19 protein-coding genes are annotated in these 16,063 nt (G+C 35.3%); 10 read left to right on the forward strand and 9 right to left on the reverse strand.

The annotated features are described in order from the left end of the window. Positions 1-2: 2 nt before the first annotated feature. Positions 3-1,001: a zinc dependent phospholipase C family protein gene (locus VB796_RS12065; RefSeq protein WP_323346799.1), complete on the reverse strand. Its 999-nt coding sequence runs from the start codon at positions 999-1,001 to the stop codon at positions 3-5. Positions 1,002-1,080: 79 nt separating this feature from the next. Continuing rightward, positions 1,081-1,545, reverse strand: a complete 465-nt coding sequence (locus VB796_RS12070) for a GNAT family N-acetyltransferase (RefSeq protein ID WP_323346800.1) — start codon at positions 1,543-1,545, stop codon at positions 1,081-1,083. 71 nt (positions 1,546-1,616) lie between these two features. Between VB796_RS12070 and VB796_RS12075 the strand changes: the two genes are divergently transcribed. The 7 genes from VB796_RS12075 (at position 1,617) to VB796_RS12105 (ending at position 7,823) form a co-directional block, all read left to right on the forward strand. After that, entirely contained in the window at positions 1,617-2,228 is a 612-nt protein-coding gene (locus tag VB796_RS12075) for a hypothetical protein (RefSeq protein ID WP_323346801.1), read from the forward strand. 139 nt (positions 2,229-2,367) lie between these two features. After that, positions 2,368-2,964, forward strand: coding sequence for a nucleotide exchange factor GrpE (locus VB796_RS12080; RefSeq protein WP_323346802.1), 597 nt, complete (start codon positions 2,368-2,370; stop codon positions 2,962-2,964). 110 nt (positions 2,965-3,074) lie between these two features. After that, positions 3,075-4,241: a molecular chaperone DnaJ gene (dnaJ, locus tag VB796_RS12085; RefSeq protein WP_323347002.1), complete on the forward strand. Its 1,167-nt coding sequence runs from the start codon at positions 3,075-3,077 to the stop codon at positions 4,239-4,241. A 204-nt stretch (positions 4,242-4,445) separates the two neighbouring features. Beyond that, entirely contained in the window at positions 4,446-4,967 is a 522-nt protein-coding gene (locus VB796_RS12090) for a DUF2911 domain-containing protein (RefSeq protein WP_323346803.1), read from the forward strand. A gap of 244 nt (positions 4,968-5,211) precedes the next feature. Beyond that, complete coding sequence (locus VB796_RS12095) at positions 5,212-6,462, forward strand: TlpA disulfide reductase family protein (protein ID WP_323346804.1); 1,251 nt, start codon at positions 5,212-5,214, stop codon at positions 6,460-6,462. A gap of 145 nt (positions 6,463-6,607) precedes the next feature. Further along, positions 6,608-6,976: a response regulator gene (locus VB796_RS12100; RefSeq protein ID WP_109745228.1), complete on the forward strand. Its 369-nt coding sequence runs from the start codon at positions 6,608-6,610 to the stop codon at positions 6,974-6,976. 82 nt (positions 6,977-7,058) lie between these two features. After that, positions 7,059-7,823 (forward strand): MBL fold metallo-hydrolase, encoded by a 765-nt coding sequence (locus VB796_RS12105; protein WP_323346805.1) that lies wholly within the window; start codon positions 7,059-7,061, stop codon positions 7,821-7,823. Here VB796_RS12105 and VB796_RS12110 read toward each other — a convergent pair. Then, positions 7,820-8,548 (reverse strand): DUF2490 domain-containing protein, encoded by a 729-nt coding sequence (locus tag VB796_RS12110; RefSeq protein WP_323346806.1) that lies wholly within the window; start codon positions 8,546-8,548, stop codon positions 7,820-7,822. The two genes, VB796_RS12105 and VB796_RS12110, sit on opposite strands and share 4 nt — an antisense overlap. Positions 8,549-8,733: 185 nt before the next feature. Here VB796_RS12110 and VB796_RS12115 point away from each other — a divergent pair, with 185 nt between their 5' ends. After that, positions 8,734-9,492: a hypothetical protein gene (locus VB796_RS12115; protein ID WP_323346807.1), complete on the forward strand. Its 759-nt coding sequence runs from the start codon at positions 8,734-8,736 to the stop codon at positions 9,490-9,492. A gap of 55 nt (positions 9,493-9,547) precedes the next feature. Here the strand turns inward: VB796_RS12115 and VB796_RS12120 are convergent, their stop codons facing one another. The 4 genes from VB796_RS12120 to VB796_RS12135 form a co-directional block, all read right to left on the reverse strand. Then, positions 9,548-9,874 carry a nucleotide pyrophosphohydrolase gene (locus VB796_RS12120; protein ID WP_323346808.1) on the reverse strand — a complete coding sequence of 109 codons (327 nt, stop codon included), beginning with the start codon at positions 9,872-9,874 and terminating at the stop codon, positions 9,548-9,550. Continuing rightward, positions 9,875-10,327, reverse strand: a complete 453-nt coding sequence (gene dtd, locus VB796_RS12125; RefSeq protein WP_323346809.1) for a D-aminoacyl-tRNA deacylase — start codon at positions 10,325-10,327, stop codon at positions 9,875-9,877. A gap of 86 nt (positions 10,328-10,413) precedes the next feature. Continuing rightward, positions 10,414-11,796, reverse strand: a complete 1,383-nt coding sequence (gene mgtE / locus VB796_RS12130; RefSeq protein ID WP_323346810.1) for a magnesium transporter — start codon at positions 11,794-11,796, stop codon at positions 10,414-10,416. A 29-nt stretch (positions 11,797-11,825) separates the two neighbouring features. Continuing rightward, entirely contained in the window at positions 11,826-12,422 is a 597-nt protein-coding gene (locus VB796_RS12135; protein WP_323346811.1) for a hypothetical protein, read from the reverse strand. 234 nt (positions 12,423-12,656) lie between these two features. Here VB796_RS12135 and VB796_RS12140 point away from each other — a divergent pair, with 234 nt between their 5' ends. Then, the gene (locus tag VB796_RS12140; protein WP_323346812.1) at positions 12,657-13,256 is read left to right on the forward strand and encodes a hypothetical protein; all 600 of its coding nucleotides are present in this window, start codon (positions 12,657-12,659) and stop codon (positions 13,254-13,256) included. Positions 13,257-13,422: 166 nt separating this feature from the next. On the opposite strand, the gene VB796_RS12145 is transcribed toward VB796_RS12140, so the two are convergent. Together VB796_RS12145 and radA are read right to left on the reverse strand one after the other, a co-directional pair. Next, a complete protein-coding gene (locus tag VB796_RS12145; RefSeq protein WP_323346813.1) occupies positions 13,423-13,788 on the reverse strand; it encodes a hypothetical protein in 366 nt (121 codons plus the stop codon). Between the two features lie 33 nt (positions 13,789-13,821). Then, on the reverse strand, positions 13,822-15,198 hold the full coding sequence (gene radA, locus VB796_RS12150) for a DNA repair protein RadA (protein WP_323346814.1): 1,377 nt from the start codon (positions 15,196-15,198) through the stop codon (positions 13,822-13,824). A gap of 233 nt (positions 15,199-15,431) precedes the next feature. On the opposite strand from radA, the gene VB796_RS12155 reads away from it, so the two are divergent. Then, positions 15,432-16,061 (forward strand): porin family protein, encoded by a 630-nt coding sequence (locus tag VB796_RS12155; RefSeq protein WP_323346815.1) that lies wholly within the window; start codon positions 15,432-15,434, stop codon positions 16,059-16,061. The last annotated feature ends 2 nt before the right edge of the window (positions 16,062-16,063 follow it).

Consider the following 16,063-nt stretch of genomic DNA (forward strand, 5'->3'; position numbering starts at 1 on the left):
AATTACTCTCCTTCGCTTTTTCCTTTACGTGATTGAAGTAAACCTTTAGAAATCAGTTCGTTATTTTTCCAAGCCTTCTTTTCAGCTTTAAGTTTTAGTTTATCGTCGTCGCTCAACGTTTGTAAATCAGATAAATCTGGACAGCCAGCATCAACCCAAGCCGTGAACCAAAAGTCAGCAACCGTTTTTGAAGCATCCAACATTCTTTCGTTGACTGTTGTGCCTAATTTCTCTGCATAAGCCTTCGCAAATTCACCCGAATAATTCTTTCTAATGGCTCCAAATCTCTCTGAACGTTTAAATTTTCGTTCTTCCGAAAAGCCTTCAGACGCTTTAATTTCATCTGCCAAAACTTTATCTAACATCAGTTTAGATTCTCTAATTTTCACCCAAATTTCAGCCAAAGGATTTTTGATATATTTAGCTTTGTGAGCTTGATACAAATTATAATTGTCAATATTCATCTCAGGAACGGTACTTTCCCAAAGTGAGTGCAAACCACGCTGATTAGTCATTTGTCCATCATAATTTATTGTAGTGTGCAAAGGAACATGAGCATCTGCAATATAATGTCCTAAATCTGCCGAATAAAATAAAATGCTGTCTTTCAGTTTGTTACGGAAAGCATTTGTCAATTTTGCTTGCAATTTCATGATTTCCCAAGGTACAGTGCCATATTTACGAAGTGTATCAGCCGTATATTTTTGAGATGCCTCTTCCCAAGTACGTGGCATTGTCTCAATAGAATTTTCTCCAAAAATGGGTGCATCAATATCTATAAAATGCTTGGTTGCTTCGCTTGGGTCATCTTTGCGTCTCACATCTGGACGTACCGAATTGTACACGATATAATCAACATTTTTAAAGAAAAAGCCTTGAAGTTTTTTGGGAAGTGAATAAATCGCAATTTGATGGATGGTTTTGTGTGCTAAAAAACCCCACGACCCACAGGCAAGTAAAACAATGATAGTGGTGAGTTTTAAAAAAGTAGGAATTCTCATAAAACAATTAGTTGGTTGTTAATTTAAGGGCATTTCAACTGCCTTTTGTTTGATTATAAAAATGAAAATAAATAAAAAATCAGAGTGATAATTCAAAATATAAAACTTCGTCTAATGGATTATAGACATAGGCATTGGTCGTAACAAAACCCATTGAACGATAGAGTTTTATAGCACTTTCGAGGGTCGTTAAAGTATCTAATTTCATAGTATTATAACCTGACTCTTTGGCAAAACGAATAAGTTCAACGACTAATTTTCGTCCTAATCCAGTTCCTCTGGTTTGGGGTTTTACGTACAAACGTTTCATTTCGCAAACACCTTCTCCTATTGGTTTTAGAGCAATACAGCCCAATACTTCATTATCTTCTTTTGCTAAAATAATACAACCTTGTGGAGGGTTATAAACTTTATGGAGCGTTTGTAATTCTTGTTCAAAACCTTGAAAACATAAATCAACCTGTAAGAATTCAGCGTACTCAATAAAGACTTTTTTTACTTCATTGAGTTCTTCAGGGGAGTATGTTACGTAGTGTAATTGCATAATTTTAATAATATTTTTGAATAATTCAAGATTAGAAAACGCATTCAAAAACATAGAATTACTTTTGAGTTATGAATTTACAAGAAATATTCCAAAACATCATCGCAGATGATTCTCTTCATGCTCGATTTTTAAATACACTATCGCTCATGGAAAATACGGGAGCCAGAAAAATCTCGGCTTCTGAAGATAAAACTAAGGTTTCTTATCTTATTCTAAAACACGCTTCAGAAGAAGCTCGACACGCATTTTATCTCAAAAAACAAATTCAAAAAGTTGATAAAATTGAAAACTTCCCAACTTACGAAAATGCGTATTTAGTTGCTCCTTTTGCCAGCTATACTTATTTGCATAGCCTTGATATTCATGTTTGTAGATACTTGAAACAAACATTGAAACTCGCTGGGAATGACCTCAAATATGCGGCATATTTACTGGTTACTTATGCTATTGAAGTACGGGCGGATGAACTTTATCCAATCTACCAAGATGCATTAGACGAAGTAGGTTCAAAGGTAAATGTAAAGTCAATAATTGTTGAAGAAGAAGGGCATTTAGCCGAGATGATTTATCAGTTAAAGAACTTCTCGGAAGACTGGCAGAACCATGCAGAAAAAGCTTGTGAAATTGAGAAAAACCTTTTTGATAATTGGACGGTTGCTTTAGCTGAAGAGTTGGTTTAGTAACACAGACTTCAGTCTGTAACTAAAAAAAAACATTCAGATACAGACTAAAGTATGTGATACAAACCTTTTTACACATATCTGCCAACTAATCTGTAATTTTACAGACTAAATCTGTCAATCTGACAGGAAAACGGAAATGGCAAAACTTTTGAACATATTAGGAAAGTACAAAAACAAAGCGAAAAGTGCATTGAAAATGGAAAATAAAGACGAATTATCAGTAGAAGAACAAGTAATCACGCCAGAAACTGACAATGTTTCAGAAGAAACACCGATAGAGGCTGAACCAGAGTTATCTGAAGCCGAAAAATTAAAAATAGAAGTAGCTGAATTGAAGGACAAATATTTACGTCTTTATTCAGATTTTGATAACTTCCGTAAGCGTACTGCCAAAGAGAAATTAGAGATGATTCAGTCGGCTTCGGAAAAAGTTATTGTAGATATTTTACCTGTCATTGATGATATCGAAAGAGCAACTGCAAACGCTCAGGAAGGTGAAATATCAGAAGGAGTTCACTTGATTTTTAATAAGTTAAGTAATACGCTTTCATCTAAAGGATTAAAACCAATGGATGCCAAAGGCGAAGTTTTCAACGCTGATATACACGAAGCAATTACGCAATTCCCTGCTCCAACTGAGGATGACAAAGGAAAAGTTTTTGATGTTGTTGAAAAAGGATATTATTTAAACGATAAAGTTATTCGCTTTGCGAAAGTTGTAGTAGCAAATTAGATTATAGAGATTAGATTATAGATTACAGAGAATAGATTGTACGGTGAAAGAAAAGAATTTGACTTAATTTTCCTTTATCATCTGTTCTCTATTATCTATTCACTAATAAAATTATGGCAAAAAGAGATTATTACGAAGTATTAGAGATTGCAAAATCTGCTTCGGAAGAAGAAATAAAGAAAGCTTATCGCAAGATGGCGATAAAATTTCACCCTGATAAAAACCCAGGAGACAAAACAGCGGAAGATAAATTCAAGGAAGCTGCTGAGGCTTATGAGGTTTTGTCTGATGCGAAGAAAAAAGCTCAATACGACCGTTTCGGACACGCTGGTATGGGCGGAGCCGCAGGTGGTGGTGGCTACGGTGGACAGAGTATGAACATGGATGATATTTTCAGTCAGTTTGGAGATATTTTCGGTGGTGGTGACGGTAGCCCATTTGGTAGTTTCTTTGGTGGTGGTGGCGGAGGTCAGCAACAACGCAGACGTAAAGGCTCTGACCTTAGAATTAAACTCAAATTAAATCTTGAGGAAGTTGCTAACGGTGTTGAGAAAAAAATTAAAGTAAAACGTCATGTTACTTGTAAGTCTTGTAGCGGAAACGGTGCTAAAAACGGTACAGAATTAAGCACTTGCCAAACTTGTGGTGGTGCGGGACAAGTTCGTAGAGTTCAACAAACCATGTTGGGACAAATGGTGACAACTTCACCGTGTCCGACGTGTAATGGCGAAGGAAAACAAATCAAAACTCGTTGTGAGGCTTGTTTTGGCGAAGGTCGTGTATTAGAAGAAGAAATTATCCCAATCAAAATTCCTGCGGGCGTTGCCGACAGTATGCAGTTGTCGATGTCGGGCAAAGGAAACGTGCCACCACGTGGAGGCGTTGCGGGAGATTTATTGATTGTCATTGAAGAGGAACCAGACGAAGTATTGCACCGTGACGGTACAAACGTAATTTATGACTTGCACCTGAACTTTGCAGATGCCGCTTTAGGAACAACCGTAGAAGTACCAACAATCGGAGGCAAAGCTCGTATTACGATTGAAGCAGGTACACAGGCAGGAAAAATCTTACGTCTGAAAGGAAAAGGAATTAAAGAATTGAACGGCTACGGAGTAGGAGATGAGTTAATTCACGTGAATCTGTGGACTCCAAAAAGTTTGACCAAAGAAGAAACTGAAATGTTAGAAAAAATGAGAGATTCAGCGAATTTCCATCCAAAACCTAACAAGAACGACAAGAACTTCTTTGAGAAAATGAAAGATTTTTTTAATTAGTAACACAGACTTCAGTCTGTAAACTATAAACAAAATATAAAAATCCCTCAAACCAACATTTGAGGGATTTTTTATGTCTCAATGAAACTTCTTAGCGGTTTTTTCGTTATGTATTTGGAACTTAAAATTCCTAAAAAATATCAAATCATTCATATTGAAAGAATATTTTTTTTAATATGGCTACAACAAAATCCATTTACAAAAATGAAAAAATTACTTTTATTAACAACGCTTATTTTTTCTGCTTTCATCGGCAACGCTCAACATGACATGAGCAAAGACGCATCAAAAATGCCTTCACCTCCTGCAAAAGCTACGGCAACTGTTGACGGAGCAACTGTAACGGTGAGTTATCACCAACCAGCAGTGAAAGGTCGTAACGTATGGGCAGGTGACCTTGCACCTTTCGGCAAAGTTTGGCGTACAGGAGCAAACGATGCTACAACATTTGAAGTAAGTAAAGACGTAACCATCAATGGAAAAGCTTTAAAAGCTGGTAAATATGCTCTTTTTACAATTCCTGGAGAAAAAGAATGGACTATCATTTTCAATAAAACAGTGAAACAATGGGGTGCGTATGGCTATAAAGAAGCTGACGATGCTTTAAGAGTAACCGCAAAACCAGAAGCGAATGAAATGACAGAACGTTTCACTATCAAAGCTGAAAATTCTGGTGTAGTAACTTTAGCTTGGGATAAAGTGAAAGTTCCTTTTACTGTAAAATAATTACTTGATTATCAATAAGTATTTACGAAATCGTCTGAATTGTTTCAGACGATTTTTTGTTTTAAAAGCATTTTAAATAATCAGGTTAAAGTTTTATTCATTCTTCAAAAATAGCTAATTTTATGATAAGCAATCGTTATAAATCACACGTCATAAACGTTCTTCTAACGAATTGAAATACTAACTACCAAAACGGCATGATTTTAGGACAAATAGTTTTATGATAGTCCTAATCTTTATAAATATGAAAAAACTACTGATTGTAGCTTTTGTAATCCTTACAAATTCTGTTTTTGCACAAACCTTTATGGCACAAACTGACCCGCCAACTTTAGGGAATGTTTGTCCAGATTTTACCATGTCTGTTATTACTTCCAATGGTAACGAAAAGAATATTTCCCTCAAAGAACTTCGTGGTAAAATTGTCGTAATAGAATTTTGGGCTACATACTGTTCGCCTTGTATTCCGTCGCTCAAACATTTTGACAAACTACAAGCTCAATTTGGTAATGCCGTTAAATTTGTAGCAGTTTCAGAAGAAAACCGAGATAAAGTTGATGCTTTTATCGCCAAACGTGGTTTTAAACATATTTCTTTTGCCATGGACTGGGGAAGGAAATTAAATGATATGTTTTACCACCATTTTATTCCGCATACAGTAGTGATTGACCAAACGGGTGTTGTTCGTGCTTTTACTTCGCCTGATGAAGTTGACCAATTTGTGATTGGCAAAATGATAAATCGTGAGCCCGTAGAATTTACGATGAAACATGAATATCAGGAAGCATCTTATTCACAATCGGAAACGTCGTTGAGTACAAAAAGACAATCTGATAATGAACCAATTATTGTTCATAAACCTAAAAGTCAAATTTATAAAATAGAGTTTTCAAATTTTAAGGAAGGACGTACTACTGAATTTATTAAAGAATCCTCTTCTGAATACCGTTTTGTGAATTGTCCAATTTCGTTAATGTATCAAATTTTGTACGACCAAAAAACGAGTAGAGTTATTTTGGATGTAAATGACCCAAGCAAATATTCTTTTGAACCTCAAAATATGTTTTGTTTGGATTTGAATATTCCTGATTTTATTGGTAAAACCATTCGTGAAGTTGGTGTGCAACAATTGGAATTACTTTTTCCATTGAAATCAAAAATGGAAATTCGAAATCAAAAAGTGTTTGCCCTTCAAAAGTCTGATTTAATAGGAGCAATTGCCAGTAAAGATAGCATTGGTATTACTCAAAAGGGTTTGACTATCAGAGACTTAATGAACTATTTTGAAAGCAATCCTCAACTGGTGGATAATTTGTCAGTAATCAACGAATCTGGACTTGATGATGCGACAGTGATTGATTTAGATTGGTTTCAAAATTATCCTGACTCTATTGAAAACCGCCTGCGAACTCTTGGGCTACATGGAGAAGTAAAAATGGTAGATATTCCTTGTTTAATACTTTATGAACAGCAATTAGTGAGTAAGAATGAGTAAAATCTTGGAATAATGAGCTTTCTCAATTGTTGTTTTAAGTGAAAAATGTAGAAATTTAAACTCAAAAACTTTAAACTCAGAAACTCTTGCAAATAATTGATTGCGGTTTCTTATCTTTACCACAATAATCAATTTTAAGTTTAATATGAAAAAAGTCTTAATTGCCGAAGATAGCTCAGTTATCCAAAACCTTGCTAAAAAAATATTGGAGTTCCAAAATTTTGAGATTCATTCTGTCAAGAACGGTCAACAAGTTTTAGATGCTCTTGATAAAGAGGATTTTGATATTCTTTTGCTTGACATCAATATGCCTGTAATGGACGGAATGGAGTGTGCGAAAACAGTACGTAATTTGAAAGATGAGAAAAAAGCAAAATTACCAATGATTGCTATTACTGGTAATGCTCGTAACTATTCTATGGAAGATTTCAAAGAAGCTGGTTTCGATGATATGTTAGCAAAACCTCTCAACTTTGATGCTCTTGTAGCACAAGTAAAAGCTTTAACTGAATAATTTTTAGGTGTTTGGTTTTAGGTTTTAGGGAATAGTAATTTACTCATCTCTAATGCCTAAAGCCCAACCCCTAACCCCTATTATGCAAATCACCTTCTTAGGCACTGGTACATCGCAGGGCGTTCCCGTAATTGCCTGCGGATGCGAGGTTTGCCAATCCCTTGATTTTCGAGATAAAAGACTTCGAGTTTCCATTCATATTGAGGTAGATGGAAAGAGATTTGTCGTTGATACTGGTCCAGACTTTCGTCAACAAATGCTTCGTGAAAGGGTCAATAATCTGGATGCTATTCTGTTTACGCATGAACACAAAGACCATACCGCTGGACTTGATGATGTAAGAGCGTATAATTTTTTTCAGAAACGTGATATGCCTATTTACGCAAGAAAACACGTTTTAGAGCAAATTAAGCAAGAATTTCATTACGCATTCACCGAAATTAAATATCCTGGAACTCCCCAAATTACGCTTAATGAAATTATTAATGAGCCATTTCAAGTAGAAGGAGTAACCTTTACGCCTATTGAAGTGATGCACATGAAATTGCCAGTATTTGGTTTTCGTGTACATGATTTTGCGTATGTTACCGATGTGAATTTTATCTCTGAAATTGAGATGAAAAAGCTCGAAGGGTGCAAAGTAATTGTGATGGGAGCATTAAGAAAAGAGAAACATCTTTCTCATTATACTTTGGCAGAAGCGGTGGAAGTTTTAGAAAAAATTGCTCCTGAACAAGCCTATCTTACTCATATTAGCCACCAAATGGGACTTCATCGAGAGGTAGAACAAGAGTTGCCTGCGTTCATTAAATTAGCTTATGATGGCTTGGTTTTGAAGTTAGACTAAAGCTTCATTTTGTGTAAAATCGTGAGTCTCATAATATTTCTATCAAAAAAGTCTTTTCCAGACGCTCGCTGTTGATACCAATGTAGATATCCCATTTCTACCGAGAAATTCTTCGATAAAACCTTCTCCAAGGCTATGTAAACACGGTTTTGGTCGAAATGATTATACACAATTTCTCCTCCAAAATTGACCATTAATTCGTCTGCAATCTTTAGATTTGTCTGTGTTTTACTTTCCAATTTACTCAGATTTATGACTAATTGCGGACGATAACGAAAGCGAAAATTAAAATCTGACCCCTCCAAAAGTTCAATTCCATTATTTTTTCTAATAAAACGTTCATCCAATCTAAAACGATGGGATAATGTCACTCTTTTTCCTAATGTTTGACTTTGCGTTATTTCTTGAAAAGTTCGAATTTCGGGTATAACTAAGGTCGAAGTAGCATCCGAAAATTGTGGACTTTGTCTAGAATACGTAATTCCTGCCGCTATGTCAAAATTTGGCGTAATTTTATAGTGAATATGTGAGTGGGCAATGACGTGATGGAGACGGCTATTATCCATAAATCTCCGTATATCAACTTCATTATGCCACGTCAATTTTGAATTTAGTGAAAGCTGATTGTAATAGCGAGTCCAATAAAGATTTTGATGAGTAATGTTAGTTTGTCCAAATAATTGGCTACCAATCAGAAAAGCAAAAATTAAAAAGGAATATTTCATAATAAAATCTATTGGAAAATAGATTTACAAATATCTTAAAAAATTAGCAAATAGTAACACAGACTTTAGGTTGTGTAATTAATTATGAACACTTTGATGTCGGTGATACTAATATGCTAAAATTGTGTTTGATAACCTTTTTGATTAGTTTTGATGCTTAATAATAATCTGTAACCATCAATTTCATGAAAAAAATTATTTACGGTTTTCTATTTTCAGGAATGTTCCTTTCTTGTTCTGAGAAGAAAAATACTGAGACTGTTCAAGACTCAACACAAGTTGTTTTAAAAGATTCTATCGGTGCATCAGCACAAGCTACTGAGGTGATGTATCTTGAAGATGTTTTGCAATGTTCTGATTTAAAGGGGCTTGAAACTAAATATGGTGCTGAGAATGTACAAAAAGAAGCATTGGTACAAACAGGCGATGGTGATTTTAAGGTTACAAAACTTTTTCCGAGTACGTCTAAAGAAGTAGAAATTTATTGGAAAGATGGTGAAGAATATAAGAAAATTCAAGATGCAGTGGTAAAGGGAGGTTTTAGCAAAACGAGTGACGTTGCTCCAACTTCTGTTTGGGAGTCTAAAGAGGGCTTGAGATTGGGCATGAAGATGTCGGAAGTGATAGAATTAAATGGAAAGAACTTTACGATTACTGGTTTAGGCTGGGACTTAGGCGGAAATATAGTGAGTTGGGAAGGGGGAAAGTTGAACAATAAAAATATTTCGGTACGGTTTAATGATTATTCAAATAATCAAGGAGGACTTTCTGAAACTGAATATAATTCAATTTCTGGTGATAGAGAGTTTGATACTCAGCATCCTGCTATTGTAAAGCTAAATCCAACAGTTGATGAATTATCGGTTTATCTAAAACCTGAAATTGATGCAGAGTTGGGCAAAAAAATGACCAAAGAAGTTGAGAAAAAACAAATTCCAAGATAAATTGTGATTCAATAGTTTGTGATTGAGCAACTTTACGCTCAATCACAAACTGAAGTTATTGTAGTTTGGTATTTTCCAAATGTCTTGTGGCATCACGTTTGGTTTTCTTATCCAAATTTTTCTGCAAAGCCGTTGTTAAATCAATACCTGTTTGGTTGGCGAGACAAATTAAGACAAATAATACATCTGCCATTTCATCACCCAAATCTTTCGCTTTGTCGGATTCTTTTTCAGACTGTTCTCCGTATCGTCGGGCAATGATTCTGGCTACCTCACCTACCTCTTCGGTTAGCATTGCCATATTAGTAAGTTCATTAAAATAACGAACTCCAACAGTTTTAATCCATTCGTCAACCGTTTTTTGTGCTTCTTCTATTGTCATTTATATTTTATTTTTAGAATCTAAAATGATGGTAACTGGCCCATCATTTACCAAACTAACTTTCATATCTGCCCCAAATGTACCTGTTTGTATTGCCTTTCCTAATTCTTTTTCAAGTTGTAAAATTGTTTTTTCATACAAAGGGATTGCTATTTCTGGTCGAGCCGCTTCAATAAAACTGGGTCTATTTCCCTTTTTTGTACTGGCGTGAAGCGTGAATTGGCTAATCAGTAAAATATCTCCATTAATGGCTGTAAGGTCTAAATTCATTTTTCCTTCTTCATCGGAAAATACCCGCATACCTACAATTTTCTTAGAAATCCAATCTATATCTTCTTGCGTATCGGTATGGGTAACGCCCAAAAGGACTAAAAATCCTGATTGAATAGTAGCTTTAATATTTCCATCAATTTTGACAGATGCTTCTGAAACTCTTTGAATTACGGCAATCATTTCTAATGTAGTATGATTCTCCAGAATCGTATAAAATGTTTTTTATTCCAATAGCGAAGTCACGATTCTGGAGAATCGTGGTACATTTACATCAATAAATAAACAATTAACAAATAAACTCCGTAACCTAAAAGGTCGTTGGTGGTGGTGATAAAAGGACCTGAAGCAATGGCAGGATTTATATCAAATTTGTTCAAGACTAAGGGCGTAATAGTTCCCATTAAGGACGCTAACATTACAACTGAAAATAGTGATAATGAGACAGTTAAAGACAAAAGTACGTTAGCACTATCCACCAATAAAGAGCCACCAAAAGCAAAAAGTCCTGCAATAATGGCATTAAATAATGCTACTTTTAAAACCTTAAAAAGACGTTCACCCAAAGGCATATCAATACCCGATTTATCTGCCAAACTTTGCACAATTATTGATGATGACTGAATTCCGACATTGCCACCTGTTGAACCAATAAGCGGAATAAACGCTGCAATGGCAGGAATTGTAGAAAGTTTGTCATCAAAATTATCAATTAATTTGGCTGCTAAAAAACTCCCACACATACCGCCAATTAACCAAGGTAAACGTGAACGAACCAATTTCCAAACACTATCATCTTCCTCCACATCTTCCGAAATACCAGTCATTGCTTGTACGTCTTCCTGAGCTTGTTCTGTGATGAAATCGACCACGTCATCAATCGTAATTCTGCCTAATAATCGTCCTTGAATATTCACGACTGGCACGGCATCAAGGTCATATTTTTGCATCACATCGGCTACTTCTTCACCAGTTGCAGTTGTCTTTACCGAAACAATATCATCTGAATAAATATCTGCAATTTTTGACCCTCTTTTTGCCAAAATGATTTTTTTCAATGATACTCTTCCTTGCAAAATAATATCATCATCAACCACATAAACTGCAGTTACATTTTCTACGTCTTCAGCTTGTCTTCTTATCTCTTCAACACATTCAGTGACAGATTGTTTGATGTTGATTTTTACCAATTCTTTTTGCATCAAACCACCTGCCGAATCTTCGTCATAGTGCATCAAATCATTGACAAACCGAGCTTGTTCTTTATCCTTCAAAAGCCCTACAATATCTTCAGAAATATCTTTTGGTTGCTCGTTCAAAATATCAACGGCATCATCAGAATCTACTAAATCTACATATTCGGCAATTTCTTGTGGCGTAAAATTTTTAAGGAATTTTTTACGGTCGTCAGAGTCAAGATTGGTGATAATTTCAGCCCCTAACTTTTTGTCCAATAGTCGCACTAAATAATGCGACTCCTCCCCATTCAACTCGTACAAGATATTGGTAATATCCGCAGGATACAGTTCTTCCATCTCAGTTTTGATAAGGTCGTTATCTTGCTGACTAATAGCGGTTTGTATCTTTTCGAGATAATCTTTTGTTAGTTCAAAAGGTGTAAGCTCGAAGGGTTGTTGTGAGTTTAGTTCCATATTTGATAGTAAGGACGATACGGTGAAATTCAATAAGTCACCACTAATCTATTTGACTTTGGATGTTTTTTTAATAGATATTCTTGGGTAGAACGTTTAATAAATCGGAGCTTTCTAAAGTATTTTTCGGGTGTAAGTTTAGCAATTTTTATAGCAGGAATGATGGCACTTGCCAGAGCAATAACCACCGCTGTACCAACAGCAAATGGAGCAATATAAGCGGCAATATAGATGGCGTAAGGCAAAGTGTATGCGGCTTCTCCAGCAAAAACTCCCCCGATAAATAAGAGCGTGCCTGCACTAACGCCTATTCCTTCAATAAATAAAAATGTCGAAGCAAAACCATGCTCGATTGAGTTCTTACGCTTAATAACAAGTGATTTTATTGTTGAAATATTATAAAATTGTTTTTTATAGAGAGAATCTAAAATGACAATTCCATTTGAATCAGCAGCATACAAAAGTCCCTTTCTGATTCCTTCATTTGTTTCAATTTTAACGATAAATCTAAGCCCTGCCCTTTTTAAAAGACGAATATTTGTTTGACTTGTATCAGCATTTTGAGCTTTTATTTCAAAATTTTGAGCAATAAATAAGAGTAATAAGAGGAGTTTTAAAGTTTTCATAGCAGATATTTTTTGTGAAAGTATAAATTTTTGGATGTAATCTTTTATGTAGACAATCATTCTCTCAAATTCCCTTATTTGTTCCCAATTCTGACAGTTTAACAAAAATACAAACAGCTACTCAAAGACTCAGTAAAATAAAGAAAGATTTAATGTAAAAGTTATACTCCAAAGTGTCCTTTGGTAAAAGATTAAAGAAGTTTTTTGTAAATTCAGAAATATAATCTTCCTCACATGAAAAATTCACGCAAAACTATCTTCTTAATCGTCGGAATATTGTCGTTTTGGCTATTAATAGTAGCCTTAAAATTTTATGGTGGTTATTGGTACGACCTTTATCAAAGTCCTTGGGCATATAGCCGTGATACCAATCAAAAACTGCTCATCGGTAAATGGGAAGGTGATTTTATTGACCCAAACGGTGTTAAAAAACATTTATCCCTAACCATTGTAGAGCCTACAACAGATGATGAACGTTGGGCAAAAGCCTTCACTTTTAAAAAACATAGAAGGGCAAGTTCCAGAAACGCAAAGAATATTTTTGATGGAACTGCATACGTAAAAAGTAAATTGGGTTTGGAAGCATACACAGTGTCAGGACATATAGAGGACGATAATATTCATCAATTAGCTGTTCATTTTAGTCCTGTCGATGAAAAGAAAAGGGTACTGCCAAACTTTACTTTGTTTGAAAGTACCCAAAGTTCGTGGCAAAATGATGACATGAATTTAAACCTAAAATTTGTGTATCATAAAGTTGACGGTAGTAGTTTTTGGCGTAGTAGCGACCCCAAACATTCGATGAAAATTGCTTGTAAACTCGGTAGATTTTAAGCATTAGACTTCCTGCGAAAGTGTTTTAAGTCGTAAAACACCATCTTTTCGGCTACAAATAGCGAGAATTTTTCAACCGTAGCTCTGCTATGCTTTCAAAATTTTCGCTATTTTCGCTTGAAAATATACCATTTTCCAATCATAAAATACTTTTGCAGGAAGTCTATTAAAAAATCACATACAAAACATACCCAATAATGGTTGCCAAGCCAATGGAAGAAACATAAGAACGAATCAGAGTTCCACCAAAATCTGAACTGAAAATTTTAAAAATATCTTTCCTAAAGGTGAAATAAACTATTTCTAAAATTAAAGGCAACGAGATAAAAATTACAGGGAAATCTTTGGCAATTTCCGTATTGTGTAGAAGAAAGAAAATCAACGAACTACCTAAAAAAATAGGAATGGCAATTACCATTTGCACCACAGGAGCAACGCCCGATTCTCCGCCGTCTGCTTTGGGAGTTCTGGTTGATAAATAAATATTAATCACAAATGCCAATACGACGATGATTAGATAGAAAATGTACATTTTGGTAGTGGTTTTGATTGTGATAATAAATTGCTACTTCCTTAAAATCTGCATAAATACATCTTCTAACATTCCTGCCATTCTGACTTTTATTTTGTAATTGCTTGTATCTAAACCTTTTGCATTGAATTTCGAAATCCATATTTCTTTAAACCCTAATTTTTCGGCTTCCGAAATACGTTGTTCAATTCTATTTACCGCTCTGATTTCTCCACCCAAACCAACTTCTGCTGCAAAACATATTGTGGACGGAATACTCAAATCTTCGTAAGAGGAAACAATAGAGGCACAAACTGCCAAATCAACAGCGGGGTCTTCTACTTTTAAACCTCCTGCAATGTTCAAAAATACGTCTTGATTTCCCAAACGAAAACCACCTCGTTTTTCTAAAACTGCCAATAACATATTCAAGCGTTTGGCATCGAATCCTGTTGAGCTTCGTTGTGGTGTTCCGTAAGTAGCAATCGAAACTAAAGACTGTGTTTCTATCAAAAGCGGACGATTTCCTTCTAACATTGCCCCGATGGTAATACCCGAAAAGTCTTCGTCTCGTTGTGAAATTAAGATTTCGGAAGGATTAGATACTTCTCTCAAACCTGAATTTAACATTTCGTAAATACCTAATTCTGAGGTGCTTCCGAAACGATTTTTGGTAGTTCTCAAAATTCTGTACGCCAAATGACGGTCGCCTTCAAATTGTAAAACGGTATCTACCATGTGTTCCAAAACTTTTGGACCCGCCAATGAACCGTCTTTGGTAATGTGTCCAATCATGAAAACGGGCGTACCTGATTCTTTGGCAAATTTCATCAATTCAGCAGAACATTCTTTAACCTGCGACACACTGCCCGCTCCCGATTCTACGAAAGAAGATTGTAGTGTTTGAATAGAGTCAATTATCAAAATATCAGGTTCAAATGTTTCAATTTGCTTGAAAATGTTTTGCGTTTGCGTTTCTGTCAGAATAAAGCAATTGGCACTTTTATTTTCCAAGCGTTCTGCTCGCATCTTGATTTGTTGCTCAGATTCTTCTCCCGAAACATACAAAACCCGATAATTATCAAGCATCAACGCAATTTGAAGCATTAAGGTTGATTTCCCAATACCAGGTTCTCCGCCTATAAGTATCAAAGAACCCAAAACGATTCCTCCGCCTAACACCCGATTTAGTTCGGCATCTTTGGTTAAAATTCGGGGTTGTTCTTCAAAATTTATTTCTTGTATAGCACGTGGTTTTGAAGCAACTTTTAGCGAAGTTGTCACTTTCCAAGAGCCTTTGGTGGGTTCATCTTTTTGTACAACTTCTTCTACAAAAGTATTCCATTCGCCACAAGAGGGACATTTGCCCAACCATTTGGGAACTTGATGTCCACAATTTTGACAAAAAAATGATGTTTTTACTTTAGCCATTTTTTAGGTATAAGTTATTAGTTATGAGGTATAAGTTATTAGTTATGAGGTATTAGTTATGAAGTAGTAGGTAACTTGTACGAATAACTACTACCTCATACCTACCACCTCACCTACTACCTCATACCTACAAAATGCCCTCCGAATACTAAATTATATCAAATTATTGAGTAATCGGATACATTAGAGCCATAGAATGACGTTATCTTGCCAACAAATAAAAAATAAGCAATATGAACAAAAAACTGTTAGCCTTTCTTTTTGTCTTGGCATTTGCGAAAGTGAATGTATCTTTTTCTCAATTTTCATTGGGAATTCGTGGAGGTGTAAATTTTTCTCAATTAAAAACCGACTTCAAAACGCAGTCTTTTGGAGATAATTTGCAACAAAGTTTGGATACTAAAACGGGATATGTTGGAGGTATTTATGCCCGTATCGGGAATAAGTTTTTCGTACAGCCAGAATTGATTTTTTCAGCAAAAGGGGGTAAAATCAATATTTTGCCAACTTCAGGTTCAACTTCTCAGACGGTAGCCATTGATTATTCAAGTATTGATGTACCGTTATTGATTGGCTTTAAACTTGGTCCTTTACGTTTGAATGCTGGCCCAATGGCATCATTTATTGTATCAAGTGACGGATTGGACGAGGCTTTGAAAAAATATTCGAGTAATCTTGGTGAATCTTTTAAAAATGCAGCTTATGGTTATCAAGCAGGTGGAGGTTTAGATATTGGTGCTCTTTCTGTTGATTTACGTTATGAAGGTAGTTTGTCAGAAATTGCAGGACTGAACTCATCAAATATCAATTTTTCTCAAAAAGGTAATTTGTGGCAATTGACGCTTGGATTGAAAATGCTGTAATT

The sequence above is a fragment of the Arcicella sp. LKC2W genome, from assembly GCF_034931005.1.
Lineage (GTDB): Bacteria > Bacteroidota > Bacteroidia > Cytophagales > Spirosomataceae > Arcicella.